The sequence below is a fragment of the Streptomyces sp. NPDC001508 genome, from assembly GCF_040298665.1.
In the GTDB taxonomy this organism is placed as follows: domain Bacteria; phylum Actinomycetota; class Actinomycetes; order Streptomycetales; family Streptomycetaceae; genus Streptomyces.
This window is the reverse complement of sequence record NZ_JBEPAP010000019.1, coordinates 17182-37682: the sequence shown is the minus strand read 5'-3', so window position 1 is coordinate 37682 and position 20501 is coordinate 17182. Positions and strand designations below refer to the sequence as shown.

Annotated in this window: 19 protein-coding genes and 3 pseudogenes; 11 read left to right on the top strand and 11 right to left on the bottom strand. The window is 73.5% G+C overall.

Annotation, left to right across the window (positions count from 1 at the left end; translation table 11 throughout):
• Positions 1-68: 68 nt before the first annotated feature.
• Positions 69-794: a DUF2470 domain-containing protein gene (locus ABT245_RS19025; RefSeq protein ID WP_351734972.1), complete on the top strand. Its 726-nt coding sequence runs from the start codon at positions 69-71 to the stop codon at positions 792-794.
• On the opposite strand, the gene ABT245_RS19020 is transcribed toward ABT245_RS19025, so the two are convergent.
• The 4 genes from ABT245_RS19020 to ABT245_RS19005 form a co-directional block, all read right to left on the bottom strand.
• Complete coding sequence (locus ABT245_RS19020; protein ID WP_351734970.1) at positions 762-1970, bottom strand: lactonase family protein; 1209 nt, start codon at positions 1968-1970, stop codon at positions 762-764. The genes ABT245_RS19025 and ABT245_RS19020 overlap by 33 nt on opposite strands.
• A gap of 605 nt (positions 1971-2575) precedes the next feature.
• Positions 2576-3604: a hypothetical protein gene (locus ABT245_RS19015; RefSeq protein ID WP_351734968.1), complete on the bottom strand. Its 1029-nt coding sequence runs from the start codon at positions 3602-3604 to the stop codon at positions 2576-2578.
• 52 nt (positions 3605-3656) lie between these two features.
• Positions 3657-4913 (bottom strand): FUSC family protein, encoded by a 1257-nt coding sequence (locus ABT245_RS19010; RefSeq protein ID WP_351734966.1) that lies wholly within the window; start codon positions 4911-4913, stop codon positions 3657-3659.
• A gap of 327 nt (positions 4914-5240) precedes the next feature.
• Positions 5241-5735 carry an FBP domain-containing protein gene (locus ABT245_RS19005; protein WP_351734964.1) on the bottom strand — a complete coding sequence of 165 codons (495 nt, stop codon included), beginning with the start codon at positions 5733-5735 and terminating at the stop codon, positions 5241-5243.
• Positions 5736-5930: 195 nt separating this feature from the next.
• Between ABT245_RS19005 and ABT245_RS19000 the strand changes: the two genes are divergently transcribed.
• The 4 genes and pseudogenes from ABT245_RS19000 to ABT245_RS18985 all read left to right on the top strand — a co-directional run bounded on the left by ABT245_RS19000 (position 5931) and on the right by ABT245_RS18985 (position 8643).
• Positions 5931-7073 carry a winged helix DNA-binding domain-containing protein gene (locus tag ABT245_RS19000; RefSeq protein ID WP_351734962.1) on the top strand — a complete coding sequence of 381 codons (1143 nt, stop codon included), beginning with the start codon at positions 5931-5933 and terminating at the stop codon, positions 7071-7073.
• A gap of 91 nt (positions 7074-7164) precedes the next feature.
• Positions 7165-8145 carry a phosphotransferase family protein gene (locus ABT245_RS18995; RefSeq protein WP_351734960.1) on the top strand — a complete coding sequence of 327 codons (981 nt, stop codon included), beginning with the start codon at positions 7165-7167 and terminating at the stop codon, positions 8143-8145.
• 5 nt (positions 8146-8150) lie between these two features.
• Positions 8151-8302: pseudogene (locus tag ABT245_RS18990) on the top strand (sugar kinase); the annotation flags it as partial.
• A 104-nt stretch (positions 8303-8406) separates the two neighbouring features.
• Positions 8407-8643 (top strand): hypothetical protein, encoded by a 237-nt coding sequence (locus ABT245_RS18985; RefSeq protein ID WP_351734958.1) that lies wholly within the window; start codon positions 8407-8409, stop codon positions 8641-8643.
• A gap of 13 nt (positions 8644-8656) precedes the next feature.
• Here the strand turns inward: ABT245_RS18985 and ABT245_RS18980 are convergent.
• Together ABT245_RS18980 and ABT245_RS18975 are read right to left on the bottom strand one after the other, a co-directional pair.
• Positions 8657-8898, bottom strand: a pseudogene (locus tag ABT245_RS18980) (oxidoreductase); the annotation flags it as partial.
• Positions 8899-9183: 285 nt separating this feature from the next.
• Positions 9184-10233 (bottom strand): PHP domain-containing protein, encoded by a 1050-nt coding sequence (locus ABT245_RS18975; protein WP_351734956.1) that lies wholly within the window; start codon positions 10231-10233, stop codon positions 9184-9186.
• A gap of 129 nt (positions 10234-10362) precedes the next feature.
• Here ABT245_RS18975 and ABT245_RS18970 point away from each other — a divergent pair, with 129 nt between their 5' ends.
• Entirely contained in the window at positions 10363-10608 is a 246-nt protein-coding gene (locus ABT245_RS18970) for a hypothetical protein (RefSeq protein WP_351734954.1), read from the top strand.
• Between the two features lie 15 nt (positions 10609-10623).
• Here the strand turns inward: ABT245_RS18970 and ABT245_RS18965 are convergent.
• From ABT245_RS18965 to ABT245_RS18950, 4 genes and pseudogenes are all read right to left on the bottom strand, one after another.
• Positions 10624-11597 (bottom strand): annotated as a pseudogene (locus ABT245_RS18965) (glycoside hydrolase family 16 protein); the annotation flags it as partial.
• A gap of 180 nt (positions 11598-11777) precedes the next feature.
• Positions 11778-12623, bottom strand: a complete 846-nt coding sequence (locus ABT245_RS46125; RefSeq protein ID WP_502982149.1) for a VanZ family protein — start codon at positions 12621-12623, stop codon at positions 11778-11780.
• Positions 12624-12652: 29 nt separating this feature from the next.
• Positions 12653-13315 carry a DUF4230 domain-containing protein gene (locus ABT245_RS18955; RefSeq protein ID WP_351734952.1) on the bottom strand — a complete coding sequence of 221 codons (663 nt, stop codon included), beginning with the start codon at positions 13313-13315 and terminating at the stop codon, positions 12653-12655.
• Positions 13316-13430: 115 nt separating this feature from the next.
• Positions 13431-13823, bottom strand: a complete 393-nt coding sequence (locus ABT245_RS18950) for an anti-sigma factor antagonist (protein ID WP_351734950.1) — start codon at positions 13821-13823, stop codon at positions 13431-13433.
• A gap of 610 nt (positions 13824-14433) precedes the next feature.
• On the opposite strand from ABT245_RS18950, the gene ABT245_RS18945 reads away from it, so the two are divergent.
• Genes ABT245_RS18945 through ABT245_RS18925 form a run of 5 tightly spaced genes read left to right on the top strand, consistent with a single transcriptional unit; the run spans position 14434 to position 18949 of the window.
• A complete protein-coding gene (locus ABT245_RS18945) occupies positions 14434-16299 on the top strand; it encodes an ATP-binding protein (RefSeq protein ID WP_351734948.1) in 1866 nt (621 codons plus the stop codon).
• A gap of 5 nt (positions 16300-16304) precedes the next feature.
• A complete protein-coding gene (locus tag ABT245_RS18940; RefSeq protein ID WP_030043913.1) occupies positions 16305-16715 on the top strand; it encodes a roadblock/LC7 domain-containing protein in 411 nt (136 codons plus the stop codon).
• Positions 16712-17122 (top strand): DUF742 domain-containing protein, encoded by a 411-nt coding sequence (locus tag ABT245_RS18935; RefSeq protein WP_351734946.1) that lies wholly within the window; start codon positions 16712-16714, stop codon positions 17120-17122. Before ABT245_RS18940 ends, ABT245_RS18935 begins: the two co-directional genes overlap by 4 nt.
• On the top strand, positions 17103-17708 hold the full coding sequence (locus ABT245_RS18930) for a GTP-binding protein (protein WP_351734944.1): 606 nt from the start codon (positions 17103-17105) through the stop codon (positions 17706-17708). Before ABT245_RS18935 ends, ABT245_RS18930 begins: the two co-directional genes overlap by 20 nt.
• The gene (locus ABT245_RS18925; protein ID WP_351734942.1) at positions 17705-18949 is read left to right on the top strand and encodes a cytochrome P450; all 1245 of its coding nucleotides are present in this window, start codon (positions 17705-17707) and stop codon (positions 18947-18949) included. The genes ABT245_RS18930 and ABT245_RS18925 overlap by 4 nt, the downstream gene beginning before the upstream one ends.
• A gap of 46 nt (positions 18950-18995) precedes the next feature.
• Here ABT245_RS18925 and ABT245_RS18920 read toward each other — a convergent pair whose 3' ends face one another.
• Positions 18996-20027 carry a 7-epi-alpha-eudesmol synthase gene (locus ABT245_RS18920; protein ID WP_351734940.1) on the bottom strand — a complete coding sequence of 344 codons (1032 nt, stop codon included), beginning with the start codon at positions 20025-20027 and terminating at the stop codon, positions 18996-18998.
• Positions 20028-20501: the final 474 nt, after the last annotated feature.

Below are 20501 nucleotides of genomic sequence, written 5' to 3'. Positions count from 1 at the left end.
CCCGGGCCTGGTTGGCGTACATCTCGATCTCCGATAAGTTAGGCAAGCCTTACCTAAGGAGGTTTCGGATGGGTGACAGCCAGACCTGGACGGCCGGGCCCGGCACGGCCGAGCGGGCCCGTTCGGTGCTCGCCACGGCGTGGTCCTGCGCGGTGACCGCGCAGGGCGGGCGCGAGGAACTCGTCGGGGCGCACACCGTGACCGACGACGGGCGGGTGATCCTGCATGTGCCCGAGGACAGCGCCCTGCTCACCGCGGCGATCTGCGCACCGCGCGGCGAGCCCGCCGCGGTGCTGGAGTTCGCCGACGTGGCACCCGTTCCGCTGCACAGCCGGATCCGCGCCCGGCTCTGGCTGGCCGGCTGGTTCGCCCCCGAGGACGGCCGTCTCGTCTTCCACGCCACCCGGGTGGTGCTGCGCCGCCCGTCCGGTGCCGAGGCCATCGGCCTCGACGAGTTCGCCGCCGCCGCACCCGACCCGCTCGCCGCCGCGGAGGCCCGGCTGCTCACCCATCTCGCCGACGCCCACCCCGACGCCGTCGAACGCCTCACCCGGCTCGTCCGGCCCGAGAGTCTGCACGCCGCGACCCGTGTCGTGCCGCTCGCACTGGACCGGCACGGACTCACGCTGCGCATCGAGCGCACCCGCGCCCACGGCGACGTACGGCTGACGTTCCACCGGCCCGCCGACGACCTCGCCCAGCTCACCGAGCGTATCCACGCCCTGCTGGCGCAGGCGGCCACCGCCGGCTGCCCCCGCGCCCTACAACGGCAGCGCGCAGACGGCGACCGGTGAGGCGAACGGCTCGCCCGCGAGCCGCAGCCCGCCGTCCTCCGCGGCCACGTGGAAGACGCTCACCGTGCCCGAGCGCTGGTTCGCCGCGAACAGCAGCCGGCCGTCCGGCGAGAAGGCGATCTGCCGCGGGAAGTCACCGGCCACCGGCACGCTGTCCAGCAGCCGCAGCTTGGCGCCGTCCGCCTCCACGGCGTAGCGCGCCAGACTGTTGTGGCCGCGGTTGGCGAGATAGGCGAACGCGCCGTTCGCCGTGACCAGGATCTGCGCCGGGTAGTTGGTGCCCGCACCGGACCCGGTGGACTGCGGCTCGCCGATCCGGAGCCGGCCGGTGTCCGCGTCGTACGCGCACACCACGACCGTGTCGTCCACCTCGTTGGCCAGATACGCGAACCGGCCGCCCGGGTGGAAGGCGAGATGCCGCGGGCCGGCGCCCGGCCGGGTGTGCGCCCGGGCGACCTCGGTCAGCGTGCCCCGCGCCAGGTCGAGCCGGTAGCTGTACACGCTGTCGGTGCCCAGGTCGACCGCCAGGACATGACCGCCGTCGGGACCGGTGATGAACTGGTGCGCGTGCGGGCCCTGTTGCCCGGGGCCGGGCGGGCCGGAGTGGGTGGCCAGCGCCGTGCGCTCCCCGAGGGCCCCGGAGGCGCCGATGGGGTGCACGGCCACGCTGCCCGAACCGTAGTTGGCGCTGAGCAGCCAGCGCCCGCTCGGATGCACCGACACATGGCAGGGCGCCGTGCCGCCGGTGCCGCGGGAGCCGAGGATCCGCCGGTCGGCGAGGCGCACGGCGGTCACGGCACCGTGCGTGCGCTCGTCGACCGCGTACAGGGTGCGGCCGTCCGGATGCGCGGCGAGGTAGGACGGGTCGGCGACGCCGGTCAGGGTGCCGGATCGGGTGACGGCGCCCGTCGCCGGGTCGTACCGGGCCAGACCGATGCCGGTGCCGCTGCCCGCGGCCGAGGTGTAGGTGCCCAGGTAGAGGGGGCGCGGGCCGGACGGCTCGGCCGGGCGCCGGGGCGCGGCGGACGACGCCGGCGCGGGCTTTGCCGACTGTCCGGGCTCGGCCCGCGGCGCCGCCGGTGCCGGCAGCGCCACCGAGGCGGCGCCGCCCGCCATCGCCCCGACGAACCGGCGCCGGCTCCAGCCGCCGCCCGTCGCTCCCGCACCACTGCCCATGCCCGCACCTCAAGGAAGTCCGCTGCCCCGGTCGTGACAGCCACCATGGCCCGGACCGCCCCGCCGAAGCAAACGAGGCCGTGGCAGAGCGCGCCCCGCGGCGAGTACGGCCACCCTCCTGCCGCGCTCGGTGCCGCCCGGAATCCGGGGCGGCCGATGCATCAGAAGACGGCGGCGACCCGCGGCTGGACCTCATCGACGGCTGGCCCTTCCCGGAAGGCCGGGCCCCGCCCATGACCCGCGCCACCGGTCGTGCCGACGGGACGCACCGCGGTTACGACGGCCTGCGAGTGGGTGTCGGCCGGAGTGGGGCACGGTGGTGATCGTCTGCGAGTGGGTGTCGGTGGGCCGGAGTGGGGCACGGTGGTGATCGTCTGCGAGTGGGTGTCGGTGGGCTGGTGGGGGGCGTGGTGGTGATCGTCTGCGAGTGGGTGTCGGTGGGCTGGTGGGGGGCGTGGTGGTGATCGTCTGCGAGTCCGTGCCGGTCGGCCGGGCTGGGCGCGGTAACGAACGCCTGCGGACCGGTGCCGGTCGGTCGGAGCGGGGCGCGACGCCGTCCGTGTACGAGCCGCTGACCGGCAGGGTCGGCGTACGGCGAGGGACCGCTACCACTCACCGTCCTCGATCGGTCGGCCCGGTGTGTCCTTCAGCGGTTTGACCTGGCCCTGGGCCGGCGGCTGCCAGGGGTCGAGATCGTCCCCGAGCCAGTCGCCGACCGGCTTGACCGCGCCCAGCGCGTCCGTCGCGGCGAGATCCGCCGCCTCCTCGTCGTAGTAGTCGAACCAGGGCAGTCCCGCCCGGGTGTACGCCGCCCGGTCCACCGGCGACGGCGGCGGCGCCTCGCCCGTGATGCGGCGCCACTGCGGAGGCGTCACCAGATGCACGAACACCCGCCCGGCCGGCTCGTCCGCCCAGTCCCGCGCGGGCCGCTCGTCCCGGTAGACCTCCTGGCGCATCGAGCCGCCGACGCCGAGCCCCATGGCCGCCGCCGCCCGCGCCGGGGCGGCCGGCGCCGGTCCCGCACCCGCGGCGGCGGCCATCGGCAGCGCCGCCCCGTACCCGCCGGCCGGCCCGGAGCGCCGCCGCAGCATCCGCTGGTCCCGGTGCCAGGCCGCGAGCGGCTCCGCCTTCAGCGGGAACGACTGCAACTGCACTCCGCCCCACACCTCCTCGCCCGTGATCTGCCCCTCCACCGTCGCGCCCAGGCCCAGCGGCACGGCCACGAACTGGCGGACCGTGCCGCTGCCCGCGTTGATGCCGTCGAGCCAGGGCTGCCGGGGCAGCACCACATAGTTCTGCGGCTCCCGGGACAGCCAATCGCTCCACGGCCGGCCCGAGACGGCGCACACCTTGCCCACCCCGACCTGGAGCGCGGCCGGCTCCGTCGAACCCGCGAAGTCCAGCCACATCGCCTCGCGCAGGTACACCGGCAGCATCACGCCGCCGCGCGCCCGCCACCGCTCGGGCACCGTGTCCGGATGATCGGCCACCCGCCGGAGCGGGAACTCGCCCAGCCCGGGCGGCAGCGGATGCGTGCCCGTCTCGGGCAGCCGCAGCGTGCGCACGAACCGCACCGCGACCCCGCCCGGCAGCCGCAGCGTGTTCCCGTCGATCCGTACCGCCGTGTCGGTCATGTGCAGGCCCCCTCCGTCATCGGTACGCACCTTCGCCTCGCCGGTCCGCACCTCACCGAAGAGAACGTCCCCCGGTGTCCGAGTGGTTCCGGCGCAGCCGCTCCGGCACGCCCACCCGTTCCCGCACCCAGGACATCCAGGGCAGCCGGTCCCGCTGCTTGCGCGAGACCCGGTCCAGCTCCTCCAGCAGACGGCGCGAACGGTGCTCGGTGTCCAGCTCGTCGATGATCCGGTTCACCTCGGCCAGGGTCGCGCCGAGCAGTTGCCAGCGCCGCGGGTCCCGCTCGGCCTGCTCCCGCAGCAGCAGGGCCACCTTGTCGCGGGTGCCGGCCGCCGTCTGCAACTCGGCGGTCAGCCGCGCCTCGGCGGACTCGGCGCTGACGCTGAGGTCGGTGGTCACCAGCACCGCGAAGCTGACCACCGCGTCGGCGACCTCGGACAGCAGCTGCTCTACGGCGGCGCCCGTCTCCGGCGGGAACAGGGGGTGGGGGGCGCGTGACTTCGCCAGGTCGGTGAAGGTCCGGGCCAGCACCCGCAGTACGACCGTGCAGATCTCCAGCGTGTCCAGTCCCGTCCGCAGCACCACCCGGTGCAGCAGGCCCTCCCGCACGCGCGGATTGAGCCGCAGACTGTCCTCGGCCTGCCGCAGGTCGGCGTCCACCTCGACGATGTCGTGATCCAGCCGGCGCGCCTCGTGCAGCCGCTCGACGGCCAGTTCCCACGGGACGCGCCCCGCGGCCTCCTCGCCCAGCCGCAGCATCAGCTGCCGCACCCGCCGGGCCAGCCCCTCGATCGACTCACCGGCCTCGTCCACCCACACCGGGGGAGCGAGCACCAGGTTGCAGGCGAGCCCGACGGCCGCGCCGATCAGCGTCTCCACCACCCGGGCCCAGGCCGTGTTGCCGACCGTGGTCACGCCGAGCACCAGCATGGCGCTGATCGCCACCTCCGGTACGTACTCGTCGACCCGCACCAGGCGCCCGACGGCCAGCGCGGCCACGATCAGCAGGGCCAGGCTCCACCAGGTCAGCCCGACCAGCAGGCTGAAGGCGATGGCGACCAGGACGCCCGCCACCACGGCGTTCACCCGGCGGATGCCGTTGGTGAGCGTGGCGTACAGGGTGACCTGGACGACGAGCAGGGCGGTCAGGGGCGCGGTGAGCGGCGCGGGTTCCGGGCTCAGCCGCAGCGCGACGACGTACGCGATCGTCGCCGCGCCGGCCGACCGCAGCGTCTGGACGACGACGGGGTCACGGCGCCGCTTCACGAACCGCTTCGGGCCCGCGGTCCACTTCCGTACCTCTGGCATGCCTTCGGCTGTTCCCCGACCACGGACCCGCCGAACGTACCCACCCTGCTCCGACCCCATCCCCAAGCGCCCCCGCCCGGCGCCGAGCGGCGGCGTGACGGCGTCTCGCGCGCGTGGCGGTGGCCGGGGCCCGGGGGTGTGGGTGTGGCTCCCGTGGGGTCGGGCGTAGTCCTGGTCGTGGATCGCGAACGGGTTCCCGGCGCGGGGACCGTCGCACGTGCCCGTCGCCTGCCGGGACATCCACGGGCGGCTCCGCCCGACGACGAGCGGCGGCGTGACGGCGTCTCGCGCGCGTGGCGGTGGGTGCCGGTGTGGCCCCTGTGGGAGTCAGGCGTAGAGCTTGTCGAGGAAGGCGAGCAGGTTGCCCCTCGCGCGGGCGATCTGTTCGTCCTGCGTGAGGCTCTCCTCGAAGCGCAGGCCGGACTCGGGCACCTTCCTGCCGCGCATGTACAGCGAACACGCCAGGTCCGTGCACATGTACACGCCGACCGAGTTGCCCTCGCGGCCCGCCGTCCCCGCCTTGCGGGCCGTCATCAGCGAGACACCGCCCCCGCCGTGGGTCGTCAGGCACACCGAGCACATGCTCCGGTGCAGGAAACCGCGCTGCGCGGCCGGGAAACGCAGCGCGACCCCGACCGGCCGGCCCTCCCGCTCGGCCACGAGATAGCTGCGGTCGGGCGCCCCGGGGTCGCGCCAGCCGAGGAAGTCCAGATCGTCCCAGGGCCGTTCGCCGAGGTCGCGGGGGACCGCCAGCCGCTTGGCCTCGCCCTTCGAGCAGTTGACGAAAGAGGCGCGGATGTCCTGTTCGGTGAGCGATCTCATAGGGGGCCTTTCCGGAGGTACGACGGAACCGGAGCCGGAAACCCGACGGCTCCAGGTCTGCGGGCAGCCTAGGCAGCCCCGACGAGGGGGAGCCAGCGGATTTCCGGCGTACCGCACCGGCGCGGACACGTGGGGCACCCGGCCCGCCCGCCACGGGTGGCGGTCACGGCGGCGGTCACGACACAATTCCCGGCCATGCGGATCACCGAACGCGAACTCAACCGGGCCACCCTGTCCCGGCAGCTGCTGCTGGGCAGGGAATCGCGCGGCGTCGACGACGCCGTCCGCCGGGTGGTCGCCCTCCAGGCACAGCACCCCGCCTCCCCCTATGTCGCGCTGTGGAACCGGATCGACGGCTTCGACCCCGCCGACCTGGACGCCGCCTTCGCCGACCGCACCCTGGTCAAGGCCACCCTGATGCGCATCACGCTGCACGCGGTGCACGCCGACGACCACCGGGCGTTCCGCGAGGCGATGCAGCAGACGCTGTACTCCTCCCGTCTCGGCTACCGTTTCGCGGCGGCCGGGCTCACCCCGGCGGACGCGCACGACCTTGTGCCCCACCTGCTGGAGTTCACCGGACGGACGCGTACGGCAGACGAGATGAAGGCGTGGCTGGAGCGGCGGCTCGGCCCCAAGAAGGCGGTCGGCGCCTGGTGGGGGCTGAAGGCGTACGCACCGCTGCTGCATGTGGCCACCGGCGGACCGTGGTCGTTCGGCCACCGGCCGTCGTTCGTCGCCGCGCCCATGGGCCCGCCGCCCACGACCCGGGACGCGGTGCCGGCCGCGCTCCAGGCCCTGGTGCTGCGCTGTCTGGCCGGGTTCGGACCGGCGTCGGTGGCGGACATCGCACAGTTCTCCATGGTGCAACGGTCCCTCGTGCGTACGGCGTTGAGCGCACTCGACGGCTCGGTCGAGCGGCTGGCCGGGCCCGGCGGCAGCGTCCTGTTCGACGTACCCGGCGCCCCGCGCCCGCCCGCGGACGCCCCGGCCCCGCCCCGGCTGCTGGGCATGTGGGACAGCATCCTGCTCGCCTACGCGGACCGCAGCCGGATCATTCCGCCCGCATACCGGCGGCTGGTGATCCGCGTCAACGGCGACGTGCTGCCCACGCTGCTGGTCGACGGCCGGGTGGCCGGAGTGTGGCGCGCGGTCGACGGCGGCATCGAGGCCACGGCCTTCGCGGACCTGCCGTCCGCCGTCTGGGACGGCCTCGCCGACGAGGCCCGCTCGCTCGGCGCGCTGCTGGCCGCCCGCGCCCCGCGCGCCTACGGCCGGTACGACCACTGGTGGGCCAAGCTTCCCGACGGCGCGACGCGTCGGCTGCTGGCGGGCTGACCGCCCGCCGCCCACCGCCGGTCCGTACCCTGGAGCGGGGCCGCCGCCCGACGGGGCGGCGGACGACGGGACAGGGGAGGGGCGGCACACGATGGAGGACTCCTGGGCACGGGCCCGACAGGCACTGGCCGACGCGGGCATCGCGCCGGACCGGCTCGCCGCGGTGCGCCGGCTCGGCGGCGGCACCTACAACACCGTGGAGGAACTTCGGCTCGCCGACGGCGAACGCTATGTGCTGAAGGTCGCGCCGGCCGCCCCGGGACTGCGCTACGAGGTCCGGCTCCTGGACGCCGAGGCGGAGTTCTGCCGCGCCGCCGAGGCCGCCGGGGTGCCGGCGCCGCGCGCCGTGGCCCTCGGCGCCGGTGCCGACGGGCCGCGGCTGCTGCTGACCGCCTGCCCCGGCGAGCCCTGGGACGGCACCCTGAGCGAGCGTGAACAGACCTCGCTGCGCATCGAGTTGGGCCGCCAGGTGGCCCGGCTGCACCAGGTGTCCGGGCCCGGTGGGTACGGCTACCCGTCCGGCGCCCTCGGTCCGCTCGCCGCCGACTGGCGGACCGCGTTCACCACGATGTTCGACGCCGTCCTCGACGACGCACACCGCTACCGGGCCCGGCTGCCCCGGCCCGTCGAGGAGGTGGCGGGCACGGTGCGGGCCGCCTACGACGCGCTGGACGAGGTCACCGCGGCCCGCCCGGTCCACTTCGACCTGTGGCAGGGCAACGTCCTGGTGGACCGCTCGGCGGGGCCGGCCCGGATCGGCGGACTCATCGACGGCGAGCGGATGTTCTGGGGCGATCCGCTGGCCGACTTCGTCTCCCTCGCCCTGCTCGGGGACATCAGGAAGGAGGAGGCGTTCCTCGGGGGCTACCGGGAGGCCGGGGGCCGTGCCGCGTTCGACACCGCGGCCTGTCTGCGGCTCGCCCTCTACCGCAGCTACCTCTACCTGATCATGCTGACCGAGACCGTGCCGCGGGCGGCGGGCCCGGAACACCAGCGCTGGGTGCGTGAGACGGTCGGCCCGGAACTCGTCGCCGCGCTGGACGAGATCGCCGAGCTGGCTCCCGCCTCTTAGCTCGGGGCGTCGGCCGCGGCGCCCGTAACGCGGTCGTGGTCCTCTTCGGCCCCGGCGTCGGCGCCTGCCTCGTCACCCGGAGGCGGAGCACGGCAGGGCCGTCGAGTGGGGGCATCCGACGGTGCGGGTGCGCGGCCGGCGCTGCGGGGCGCTCGGCCCCGTTTGCCGGGGCCCGTGACCCGGCGTTCACGCGCCGGGCGTTTCGTGGTCGTGGCGCGTGGTACCCGCTCTGCGATCGATCGCATGTGAGGGGAGCGCATCATGGCCGTACGGCGCCGTGGCGAGCCCGCCGAGGGCGGGGCGCCCATCCCCCGTGATCTGCCGGACCAGCAGGCCCGTGCCGGGAACGACCCCTGGGAGGCCGCACCGCAGAACCCGGCGGGCGACACCGATGACGATGTCCCCGACACCGACGAGGCCGGCACGGGACGCGGCGACACGCCGTTCTCGGGGACGGTGCACCCCGAGCACCCGGCACCGGAGGAGCCCTCCGACTGACGGGTGGCGGCCCGTCCACGGGGCGGCCGGCGGCCAGGAACCGTTCGGTGAAGCCGCGCACGCTCTCCGGGTCGCCGAGGTCCAGCTCGTCCACCTCGACGCCGTCGAGGCCGGCCAGTGCCTCGCGGGCGCCGTCGGGGCGCCGGGCGGCACGGCCACGCGGGTGCCCGCGCCGGTCGGCGCGCGGGTGGTCTCCAGACCGAGGCCGGAGCAGCCGCCGGTGACGAGGGCGAGCCGCCCGGTGAGGTCGATGCCCGTCGGCTACGAATTCGAGCGCTCTCGCAGTCGAACGCAGATGCGCGGCCCGGACAGGGGGAAGCCCCGACCGCGACGGGGGAATCACGGCCGGGGCGGCCAAGGGGTGGGCGCGCACGGCGGTCGCCTCTCGGCGAAAGGCTCCACAGGGCTTCAGCCGAACGATCGTCCCTGTGGGCGGAAGATGAGGCCCGGGGACACTGTCCCGTCCGCACCCACGGTCTGTTCAACGGGCAACCACCCCCGGGTGTTCCGGGCGCGGGCCGCCCGCCACCGTGATCCCCGTCACCCCGGCGAGGCGCGCCCCGCCCCACGCCGCGGGATCCGGCCCTCCCGGGTCCAGGCCAGCAGTTGCGCGGCGGTCCAGGTGGTCACCACCCGGTCGGCGGGCACTCCGCACTCCTCGGCCCGCGCGCAGCCGAGGACCTGCCAGTCGAGCTGGCCGGGGGCGTGCGCGTCGGTGTCGATCGAGAACAGCACGCCCGCCTCGACGGCCGCGCGCAGCAGCCGGAGGGGCGGGTCAAGCCGCTCCGGGCGGCTGTTGATCTCCACGGCGGTGCCCGCCTCGGCGCAGGCGGCGAACACCGCGTCCGCGTCGAACCGGGACTCCGGCCGGCCCCGCTCGCCCCGCAGCCGCCCGGTGCAGTGGCCGAGCACGTCGGCGTGCGGACTGCGCACGGCGGCGACCATCCGGCGGGTCATCGCGCGGGCGTCCATCCGCAGCCTGGAGTGCACGGACACCACCACCACGTCCAGCAGCTCCAGCAGCTCCGGCTCCTGGTCCAGCGAACCGTCCTCCAGGATGTCGCACTCGATGCCGGTGAGCAGCCGGAACGGGGCCCAGACCGTGTTCAGCGCGGCCACCGCGGCCAGCTGCTCCCGCAGCCGCTGCGGGGACAGCCCGCGGGCCACGGTCAGCCGGGGCGAATGGTCGGTCAGCACCGCCCACTCATGCCCGAGCCGCGCAGCCGTGCGTCCCATCTCCTCGATCGTGCTGCCGCCGTCCGACCAGTCGGAGTGCAGGTGACAGTCGCCGCGCTGCGACTCGCGCAGCCGCCGGCCGCCCTCGGTGAGGGGAGCGCCGGCCTCGTCCTCCAGGGCGCGCAGATAGCCGGGCACCTCACCGGCCAGCGCCTCCCGCACCACCTGGGCGGTCTTCGGGCCGACGCCCTTCAGTGACTCCAGCGTCCCGGCGGCGGCACGCTCGGCGACCTCGGCCGCGGGCAGGGCGCCCAGCACCCGCGCGGCGGTACGGAAGGCGCGCACGCGGTACGTCGGCGCCAGGGACCGCTCCAGCAGGAAGGCGATCCGGTCCAGCGCCTGCACGGGATCCATCGCCACCTCCACCTCAAGGGTTGCCCAGGCGCGGCGGCGCCGCACGGCGGCCCGCGGGCGTCGTGCGGCGCACGATGATCAAAAGGACATATCGCCCGTATCGCTCATCTGCGAATTAACCTCGATGGCATGACCGAGATAGCGAGCCCGCACATCTCCAGACCCCGGATCCTGGTCCACGGGGTGATGCGGGGCAGGCCGGGCAACCCGCCCTTCCGCATCATGGAGGTCGACGGCCAGGTGGTCGGTGCGGCACGGACCGTGACCGACGTCCTGGAGGTCGCCGCCGCCTACGGCATCACCGTCCACGACCTGGACGACCCGGATGTGGTCCGCTGGGTCGGCGGCGACAAGTTCACCTGGACGCCGCACTGAGCCGCCGTCCGCTCAGCCGACCGCCCATTTCTGGTTGGCGCCGCCCGAGCAGGTCCGGATCTGCAGCCGGGTGCCGTTGGCCGAGTTGCTGCCTGTGACGTCCAGGCACTTGTTCGCCTGCGGGTTCACGATGTCGTGCGCGGCGAGTCGCCGGTCGTCACCGACACCGAGTCCACCACCAGTTGCTGCGGGAACACGGTGGAGCCGTCCGGGTCGCCGGGCCAGTAGCCGCCCACCGCCAGGTTCAGGATCAGGAAGAACGGCTTGTCGAACACCCATGTCCTGCCGCCCAGGTCGGCCGGCGTCCGCCGCTGGTAGACGTTGCCGTCCACGGACCAGGTGATCGAGTCCGGCGCCCAGTCGACGGCGAAGCTGTGGAAACCGTCCGCGAACGCCTGCCCGTTCGGCAGGGTGTAGCCCGCGCCGATGCCGCCCGAGCCGGAGTAGCCGGGGCCGTGGATGGTGCCGTGCACGGTCGAGGGCTCGAAGCCGACGTTCTCCATGATGTCGATCTCACCGGAGTCCGGCCAGTTGACCGGTGTTCCGAGCATCCAGAACGCGGGCCACATGCCCTGCCCCCGCGGGATCTTCATCCGTGCCTCGACGTGCCCGTACTGCGCGGTGAACTTCCCGGAGGTGTTCAGCCGGGCCGAGGTGTACTGGCATGTCCCGTACCAGCACTGGTAGTTGGAGGGGTTCTCGCGCCGGGCGGTGATCACCAGATGGCCCTGGCCGTCCAGGGCCGCGTTCTTGTTGCCCGACGTGTAGTACTGCCGCTCGTGGTTGTTGACGTTGTCGCCGGTCTCTGTCTGCCACTTCGAGGAGTCGGCGGCCGCGCCCGCGGGACCGTCGAAGGTGTCGGAGAACGTCACTGCGGTGACGTCGGCGCCGGAGGAGTCCGCCTGGGCGGGACCGATCGCGGCGGCGGCGACGAGCGCGGCGGACAGCGCGGCGAACAGACAACTGCGGAGCAGGCGTGGGGAGGCCATGGCTCGCCCTTCCGTACGGCGGCCCGGAACGCGCACGTGCCGGGCCGGGGTGGGGGGTGAAGGTGACGCCTCTTGATTCAAGGAGTGAGGTGAGGGAGCGTCAATACTTTGGTACGGACCAGTGTCGGGCGATGGTGTGCCCGTGCGGCGGCCTCGTGCCGCGGTCCCGGTGACGGCACCTCAGGTCTTGCCCCCGCGCGCGTGCACCGCCCGCCCGAGCCGTCGGCCGAGGAACAGGTGGCCCACCAGCGCGCCCGCGGTGTTGAGCAGCACGTCGTCGATGTCGAAGGCGCGGCCCGTGACCAGCGCGCCCTGCGCCAGCTCCACCAGCAGCATCACGATCGCCGTGAGCAGCAGCACCTGGCAGACGCCGCGGGCCCGCGGCGCGAGTACCGGCACCAGCACGCCGAACGGGACGCCGAGCAGCAGATTCCCGCCGATCTGCTTGACGGCGTCGCGCAGCGCGGGCTGGTCCAGATAGGCCCTCAGGGTGCTGCCCGGGCGCAGATTGCTGTGCGTGAGGGCCGCGGACGCGGGGGAGGGCTCCAGGGTGAGCCGGGCCAGCGCGGCGGCGAACGCCACCATGCAGGCGAAGGCGATCAGCATCGCCGGCAGCCGCACGGTCCATGCCGGCGCGCGCCGCCCACGGTCGGCCGGCCGCACCGCGCGCCCGCCCCCGCGGGTGCGGCGCGGCGCGCGATCGGCCTTCCCGCCGCCGTGCGGCTTCCCGGCTCCGCGCGGCTTTCCGGCGCCGGGTGGCTTCGCGGAGCCGCCGCGCACGGCCGACCACACCCTGCGCAGCAGTTCCGTGGGCCTGCCGGCCCCGGCCCGCCGGAACGCGGCGGCGGCCCCCGTCCTGGCCGTACGTTCGGCCTTGGTGGCCTTGGTGGCCTTGGTGGCCTTGGTGGCCTTGGTGGCCTTGGGAGTCTTGGCGGTCCCGGGGGAGCGGTTGCCCTTGGCGGGGCGGTCGGGGCTCGTGGGGCCGGCGTCCTTGGCCGTGCGCGGGTGCGAGGCGGAGCGGGCCATCGGTCCTCCTGTCTTCGCGGGCGGTCCGGTCAGCTCCCGTAGGAGACGTGCACCTCCGTGAAACCGAGCGAGCGCAGCAGTCCTTCGAGCATGGCGGTGGTGTTGGTCTCGGCCCGGGCGGTCAGCCCGCTGCCGCCGGCCGCCTCACCGATGTGCCGCACGGCGAGCTGCTGGACGGCGTGCTCGGTGTTGGGGTTGTCCGAGAAGAAGTCCCCGAGCCGGTCGAGCAGACCGCGCTGCTTGGAGACGGTGTACGAGTGGTCGGCGTCCAGGGCCGGCGTGCCCAGCCGGGCGTGCGGCAGCCGGAGCGTGGCCGACGTGCGGTCGCCGTCGACCGTCACGTCCCGCTCGCCCACCCGGCCGAGATCGACATAGGCGTCCACGGTGCCGGTCCCGACGTACAGGGTGCGGGTGCCGCGGATCGCGTCGGGCAGGAACTTGGCGTCCTTCTCCAGGTCCACGACGACCTGGAAGGTGCCGGACGCGGCGTCGTAACGGCTCATGTCCCGGATCGAGCGGAGGAGCGCCGGTCCTGAGCGGTCGTGCGTCTCGGTGCCGAACAGGTCCTTGATGCCCGGCAGCACGGCCAGCCGGATCCCGGCGAAGAGCACCGCGAGCACCGCTACGACGGCGGTCAGGGCCTTCGCCCAGCCCGGCATGCGTCCGGGCTGCCGTCCGATGGCAGTCGTCATGTCGGCTGGCCCCCTTTCTACTGTCCGGATGCCCGCCGAACGCCCGTACCAGACCGGCGGGTTGACGGGGTGCTGGACTCACCGGGGGCACGCGGGGGCGCACGCCCCCGCGCGCTCACCATGAACCGGAGGTCGTCTCGGGCTGCTCAAGGGCCGCGTCCAGGGTCGGCCGCGGGGGCAGCAGCCGGGCCAGGCCGGTGACCCGCAGGACGCGCAGGGTCAGCGGATGGGTGCACACGAGGTGCAGCCGTCCGCCGCGCTCCAGCACCCTGCCGCGGGCCCGGTAGAGCAGGCGCAGCCCCGAGCAGTCGAAGAACTCGATGTGCCGCAGGTCGATCACGATGCGGGCGCCGGGCCGGTCCGTCACCCGGTCCAGGTACGGGCCGATCTCCGTGGCCGCCGCGATGTCGATCTCGCCGTGGAACTCCAGCACCGTGGCCCCGCGGTCCTGGCGGACGCGCAGGTGCCGGGTGAGCGGTGTGGGTTCCTGCCGCGGTTCCGGGTGCACGATGTCACCTCCCACCCATGCCGGGAAAACCGTTTCCCGCCCTGCAAGTTACCCTCGATGGAAGGAATTTGAGCATGTTCGATTGACATATGTCTTCGAGTTTGGCCGCATGCTGCGTGGTTCACGCCCTCACGCCCCCCCGGGGACCGCCCCGACCCGCGGCCCGGACCCCACCAGGCACCCGACGCCCGGCCCGGGCCCCGCCACGTATCCGGCCCGGGGTCCGGGCCCGTCATGTATCCGGCCTGCTGTCCGGACTGCGTCACCCGTTCGGCGCGCCGCCCGGAACCCCGCTGTTGCCCCGGCCGCCGCACATCGGGGCCAGTCGGACGGGTGTTCGTGTTCGGGGTGGTGGTTGACAGGCTGCGGGGTCGGTGCCAAGTCCCCAGTGTTGTGGGACGTTTGGTGCCTCTGTGGGCCTGTCGGAGAGTGGCGGAATCCTCACCTCCGCCACCGGGAGAAGTTGATCTTTTCGCCTTCGAACCAGATAAGCTCCAGAAAGTCACCGCGAGTTGACGTGACCGTTCCATTGAGCGGTCGGCTCGCCGTGCCCACTCATGAGTGCGGCCCTCGCGCACCCCCTTGTTGTGAACGCTTTCTAAGGATGCAGATGGAACTCGCCACTCCGCCACCGGCGGCGCGGGCCCCTGTCGCCTGGTACAGCTGGTGGCTGATGCCACTGGCCTTGGGAGGCGGGACGGTTGCCGCCACCTTCATGAGCTCCGAGCACATGACCGCCGCCGCCGTCGCCGGTGCCGCCGCGACCGCCGCAGGCTCCGTGTGCGTACGGCAGCTGATCCGCTCGCAGCGGCAGTTGCGCGGCCTCGCGGACAGCTCACGTACCACGCAGGCCGAGCACGCGCAGCAGTGGCAGCAGCATGTCGCGGGACTGGAACGGAAGTTCGCCGCCGAGCGCGCCTCGCTGGAGACACGGCTGACCGAACAGAGCGCCGCATTCGAGGCCCAGGCCGGTGAGCAGGCCGCGGCCCACGAGGCCCAACTCGCCGACACCGCACGGGCCTACGAGGAACGGCTCACCGACCAGGCCACGTCCTACGAGGCCCAGCTCGCCGACCGGGCCGAGATCTGGGAGGAACAACTCGCCCACCAGCGGGCCGCGGTCGCCCGGCTCGCCGAAGAGCAGCTGCCCGAGGCGCTGAAGCGGCTGCGGGCCGGCGACGCCATCGACGATGTGCTGCCGACCACCTGGAAGGCCGAGGGCGCGCCGGAACTCCAGGCCGACCTGCGCCGGATCCTGCGGACCTCGCTGATCGGCATCGAGGAGGAGTTCAACCGCTCCACCTCCGCCGAGCAGGCCGTGATCAGCATCGGCAACCGCATCCACGTACTGACCAGCAAGCTCCGCGGCCGGCTGCACGAGATGCAGGGCGAGCACGGCCGGCTGCCCGCCGTGGCCCGCGGCCTGATGGAGCTGGACCAGGAGCTGGGCCCCGCCGACTCGCTCGCCGCGAGCATCGGTGTGCTCGGCGGCTCGGACCGGCCGGGCCGGCAGTGGCAGGAGCCGCAGCGCCTGCTGAGCGTGGTGCGCGGCGGCATCGGCCGGATCAAGGACTTCCACCGCGTCGAGGTGCGCCATCTGCCCGAACTCGGCGTCGACGGCGGTCTTGTGGACCATCTCACGCTGATCTTCGCGCATCTGCTGGACAACGCGGCCCGGTACTCGCCGCCCACCGAGCCGGTGGTGGTCTCCGGCAAGGAGGTCCCGAACGGCGTCGGCATCGAGATCCAGGACTCCGGCAAGGGACTGAGCGAGGAGAAGAAGCGCGAGGCGGCGCACTCCCTGGCGGGCACCGCGGCCGGGCCGGGCCTCGGCGGCATCTCCGAGGACGCCACCATCGGTCTGCGGGTCGTCGGCATCCTCGCCCGCCGCTACGGCATCCGCGTCACCTTCGCGGACTCGCCCTGGCTCGGCACCTCGGTCGTCGTCGTGGTCCCGCACAAGTACTTCAGCCCGCTGCCCACGGTCCCGGCCGCCGCCCCGCCCGCCTCCGCCGCCGGAGCCCCGGTGCCCGCGGCGGCCCCGGCGCCCGCCGCCTCCCACGGCCCGGTCGCCGCACCGCCCGCGGCCGAGCCCGCCGACGCCCTGGACACCACGCCCGGCGGACTGCCCCGGCGTCGGAGCAGACGGCACGATACGGAGCCGGCGCAGGAGGCCGGACGCGGCGACGCCACAGCCGTCTCCGCCGTACCGCCGGACGCGTCCTTCGCCGGTCTGGCGGCGTTCGCCACCGCGGGCCGCGACTCCACCGCGGGCCGCGACTCCGCCGCCCGGACGGCGTCGCTTCGCTCCGGATCCGTCGAGGACGACCGCGCAGGCACCGCGCCCGCCGCCGACGCGCACGCGTTCGCCGAGTCCGGTGAGGCCGCCCCCGGCCCCGTGCCCGAAGCCGCCGCGGCATCCGCGCCGTCCGCCGACCGTGAGTCCACCGAGCACCGCACTGAAGAGAGCGACTAGTCCACATGACGCAACAGGGAACCGACGTGAGCTGGGCGCTGCGCGATCTGGTGGAGAGCATCCCGGAGATCCGCTTCGCCCTCGTGGCCTCCAGCGACGGCAAGGCCATCACTTCCTTCGGCGCCGAAGACCCCGACGACGTGGACCGCTTCGCGGCGGTGGTGGCGGGCCTCCAGGCCCTCGCCCAGCCGGTCGCCGAGCAGTTCCCCAAGTACGCGGGCCAGTTGCGGCTCGCGATGATCGAGGTCGACGGCGGGCATCTGTTCGTCGTCCGCGCGGGCGTCGAGACCTATCTGGGCGTGCTGGCCCGCGAAGGACTCGACCAGGGCCTGCTCGGCCACCAGATGAGAGACCTGGCCCGCCGCATGGGCGAGCTGCTCGGTACCACTCCGCGCCTGGAGGAGCACTCTGGATGAGTGCTCCCCGCCGGCCCACGGACCCTCCCCCCAGCTCTCGGCCGCGCTCGGGCAGGGGGGACCCCCAGGGCCTTGAGCGCTACTACGTCCTGACCAAGGGACGCAGCAGGCCGGGCGGTTCGGCGTCGAGCCTCGACGTGGCGACCCTCATCGTCTCCCGCACCGCCCCCGCCCCGGGCATGCAGCACGAGCACGAGGAGATTGTCCGGCGTTGCCGCGATCCGCTGTCGGTGGCCGAACTCGGCGCCCATCTCGGATTGCCCTTCAACATTCTCGCGGTGCTGCTGGCGGATCTGCTGGACGCAGGCCGCGTCGAAGCCCGTGATCCCATCCCGGCGCACGACGCCGGGCGCGGGCCCGACCTCGCGCTCCTTCAGGAGGTACTCAGTGGACTTGAAAGGCTTTGACCAATCCGGCCGGCCCGCCGCCGGAGGCACCCGCTCGGTCAAGGTGATGATCGCCGGTGGGTTCGGCACCGGCAAGACCACCATGGTCCGCTCCGTCAGCGACATCAAGCCGCTCACCACCGAGGAGACCCTCACCCAGGCCAGTGTCGGCGACGACCATCTCATCGGCATCGCCGACAAGGCCGAGACCACCGTCAGCCTGGACTTCGGCAAGATCAGCCTCAACGACAGCCTGATGCTCTACCTGTTCGGCACCCCGGGCCAGGAGCGGTTCTGGTTCCTGTGGAACGGCCTGTTCAAGGGTGCGCTGGGGGCTATCGTCCTGGTGGACACCCGCCGGCTGGCCTCCAGCTTCCGGGCGATCGAGGAGATGGAACGGCAGAACGTGCCGTTCGTCATCGCCCTCAACGTCTTCCCCGACTCCAAGGACCACCCGGTCGAGGAGATCCGGGACGCCCTGGACATCTCCCCGCACACCCCGGTCGTGGCCTGCGACGCCCGCGACCGTGCCTCCAGCCGTGATGTGCTCCTCGCGCTCATCCGTCATCTGCAGGAACGCTCGGCCGTCGCAGTGGAGTCCCGATGAACGACCAGTCCCACGGCAGCGGCGCCGCGGGTGGCTGCCCGGTCGCCCACGGCGCGGGCGTCACCCGGCTGTACGGCCCGGAGTCGGAGCGGGATCCGCACGGCATCTACGCGCGGCTGCGCGAGCAGCACGGCACGGTCGCCCCGATCCTGCTGGAGGGCGACATCCCCGCCTGGCTGGTGCTCGGCTACCGGGAGAACCGGCGGGTACTCGACAACCCGCTCCAGTTCAGCCGGGATTCACGGATCTGGCGGGACTGGCAGGAGGGCCGGGTCGCCGAGACCTCGCCGCTGATCCAGATGCTGGGCTGGCGACCCGACTGCGTCTCCCAGGACGGCGAGCCGCACCGCAGGCTGCGCGGCGCGGTCACCGACAACCTCCTCGGCGTCTCCGGCCGCGGCATCCGGCGGCATGTCACACACTTCGCGCACAAGCAGATCGACGCGTTCGCGGACGCGGGCCGCGCCGACCTGGTGACGGACTTCGCCGACTATCTGCCGATGCTGGCCCTCACCCGGGTCCTCGGGCTGGCCGAGCGGGAGGGGCGCAGTCTCGCCGAGTCCAGCAACCAGATCCTCAAGGGCGGTGCTGACGCGCTCGCGCACAACGAGAAGATCATGGGCGTACTCGCCGAGCTGGCGGCCCGCAAACGCGCCGAACCGGGTCCCGACTTCGCCTCCGGGCTCATCGAGCACTCCGCCGACCTGGACGAGGACGAACTCGTCAACCATCTGCGGCTGGTGCTGATCACCGGTCACACCATGACCAGCAATCTGCTGGCACGGGCCCTGCAACTGGTCCTCACCTACCCCGAGCGGCGCTCCGAACTGGTCAGTGGGCAGCTGAACATGTCCTCCGTGGTGGAGGAGGTCATGTGGAACACCCCGCCGCTGGCCGTGCTCCCGGGCCGGTTCGCCACCTCCGACCTGGAACTCGGCGGCTGCCCGGTCAAGGAGGGCGACCTGCTGGTGCTCGGCCTCGCGGCGGGCAACGCGGATCCGCAGATCCGCCCGGACCCGACCGTCTCGGTCGTCGGCAACCAGTCGCATCTGGCGTTCAGCGCCGGGCCGCACGAGTGCCCGGGGCAGAATCTCGGCCAGGGCATCATCGAGACGGCCGTCGATGTGCTGCTGCACCGGCTGCCCGGGCTGCGGCTGGCCGTACCGGCGCAGGAACTCACCTCGACGGCCTCCACCTGGGAGTCCCGGCTGGACAGCCTGCCGGTGGAGTTCACCGCCTGAAACGCGCGCGGGCCGCCGTCCGACCGGACGGCGGCCCCGCGGCGTTTCACACGGCGAGCAGATCGTCCACCGAGCCGCGCCCGGCCAGTTCGGCGTTCACCGCCGGCCCCTCCTTGGCCGCCGCGTAGCGGCCGGTGGTCAGCGCCCACTCGTAGTTGCCGTTGATCCAGTGCTGGATGGCCTCCACGCCCATCCGCACCCGCTGCCGCCCCGTCTCGTCCAGGCCGAGGTCGTCGCACATCCGCGGTACGCGCGCCTCCAGGGCGACGTACTCCTGTAGGCACTCGGTCGTCATCCGGTACGCCTCGTCGGCCGCGTCCTGCCAGGAGCCGCCCCGCTCCCGTTGCAGGACGCATATCAGGTTGTGGCCGTCGCCCCGGCGCCGCTCGCGCTCGAAGGAGTGGATGTCGTTCATGAACCCGATGGTGTCGGCGGCCAGATCGCGCATCCGCTCCATCACCGGGTGGGCCTGCACCTCGGCCGGCACCTCGAAGCGGCGGCTGCGCTCGCCCGCGTCGATGCTGTGGTGGATGCCCACCGTGCGGCGGCGGAAGGCCGTGTACTCGTTGAGCGTCAGCGTTCCGGCCAGCCCGCGGGCCGCCAGGTCGACCTCCTCGCAGTGCGCCACGAGGAACCGTCCCCAGGAGGCGGCGAACCGGGATTGCCAGGTCAGGGACATGCCATCCGAGAGATGCTGCCAGACCTCCGCCCAGGCCACGGTGATCGGGCAGACCACCCGGGGCCGGGTGCCGGCCGGGCGCAGCGGCGTGACGATCAGCTCGCGCGCCACCTCCGCGATCCGGTCGGCGCGGTCCGGCCGGCCGGTGTCGAACTGGTCGTCGAAGAGGAAGGCGAGCGAGAACCAGTTCATCAGGACGACCATGTCGTCGGCCGAGGCATGCGGATAGGTGCGCGCGGCTGCCTGCGGCAGGTCCCAGGACCGGTACTCCGCGAACCCGGCCTGGCTGCGTACCAGGCCCATGTCCCAGACCCAGCGCAGATGGCGGGATCGCGCGGACTCCAGATGCGGGCTGACGGGGGTCTCGAAGGGCAGGTCGAAGGTGACGTCCTGCGGCATGCGATTCCTTTCGGGGAGACGGAACGCAGAGTCCCCCTGTCCCTGCGAGCGGGCGGCCGCTTCGGCTGCCCGCGCCTCGAACTCAGCTTTCTGGCCGGTAAGTTGAGACCGGAAGCAGTACGAGGCTGCCCAGAGCCTAAATGATCTATCCCGCAAGATCGCCGTGATGTGGATTACTGCTCACGCCCCCCACGCCGCGTACACTCCCCCACCCCCACAAAGCCCCCCACCGGCCCGCGCCCCGCTGGGCACCGCCAGTTGTTGCACAGAACATCGCCGGGCGCAGGGTTCCCGGGTGTGGCCGTTCGGCCGGGGCGGGGGAGGGAGGGCGAAGTCCTCCCGCAAGGGCCCGGACCCCGCGAACGCGGCAGGCCGTCGGGGCTGCACGTCCTGGAGAATGCGCCGGATGCGGTCGGGCGGCGGCGCTCAGCCCGTGGCCCGCCGCCTCGATCGCACCCAGCGTGCCGCGCAGCA

Bases quoted from the DNA above. Each gene is read 5' to 3' on its own strand.
- ABT245_RS19025 (WP_351734972.1), top strand. From the start codon at position 69: ATGGGTGACAGCCAGACCTGGACGGCCGGGCCCGGCACGGCCGAGCGG.
- ABT245_RS19020 (WP_351734970.1), bottom strand. From the start codon at position 1,970: ATGGGCAGTGGTGCGGGAGCGACGGGCGGCGGCTGGAGCCGGCGCCGG.
- ABT245_RS19015 (WP_351734968.1), bottom strand. From the start codon at position 3,604: ATGACCGACACGGCGGTACGGATCGACGGGAACACGCTGCGGCTGCCG.
- ABT245_RS19010 (WP_351734966.1), bottom strand. From the start codon at position 4,913: ATGCCAGAGGTACGGAAGTGGACCGCGGGCCCGAAGCGGTTCGTGAAG.
- ABT245_RS19005 (WP_351734964.1), bottom strand. From the start codon at position 5,735: ATGAGATCGCTCACCGAACAGGACATCCGCGCCTCTTTCGTCAACTGC.
- ABT245_RS19000 (WP_351734962.1), top strand. From the start codon at position 5,931: ATGCGGATCACCGAACGCGAACTCAACCGGGCCACCCTGTCCCGGCAG.
- ABT245_RS18995 (WP_351734960.1), top strand. From the start codon at position 7,165: ATGGAGGACTCCTGGGCACGGGCCCGACAGGCACTGGCCGACGCGGGC.
- ABT245_RS18985 (WP_351734958.1), top strand. From the start codon at position 8,407: ATGGCCGTACGGCGCCGTGGCGAGCCCGCCGAGGGCGGGGCGCCCATC.
- ABT245_RS18975 (WP_351734956.1), bottom strand. From the start codon at position 10,233: ATGGATCCCGTGCAGGCGCTGGACCGGATCGCCTTCCTGCTGGAGCGG.
- ABT245_RS18970 (WP_351734954.1), top strand. From the start codon at position 10,363: ATGACCGAGATAGCGAGCCCGCACATCTCCAGACCCCGGATCCTGGTC.
- ABT245_RS46125 (WP_502982149.1), bottom strand. From the start codon at position 12,623: ATGGCCCGCTCCGCCTCGCACCCGCGCACGGCCAAGGACGCCGGCCCC.
- ABT245_RS18955 (WP_351734952.1), bottom strand. From the start codon at position 13,315: ATGACGACTGCCATCGGACGGCAGCCCGGACGCATGCCGGGCTGGGCG.
- ABT245_RS18945 (WP_351734948.1), top strand. From the start codon at position 14,434: ATGGAACTCGCCACTCCGCCACCGGCGGCGCGGGCCCCTGTCGCCTGG.
- ABT245_RS18940 (WP_030043913.1), top strand. From the start codon at position 16,305: ATGACGCAACAGGGAACCGACGTGAGCTGGGCGCTGCGCGATCTGGTG.
- ABT245_RS18935 (WP_351734946.1), top strand. From the start codon at position 16,712: ATGAGTGCTCCCCGCCGGCCCACGGACCCTCCCCCCAGCTCTCGGCCG.
- ABT245_RS18925 (WP_351734942.1), top strand. From the start codon at position 17,705: ATGAACGACCAGTCCCACGGCAGCGGCGCCGCGGGTGGCTGCCCGGTC.
- ABT245_RS18920 (WP_351734940.1), bottom strand. From the start codon at position 20,027: ATGCCGCAGGACGTCACCTTCGACCTGCCCTTCGAGACCCCCGTCAGC.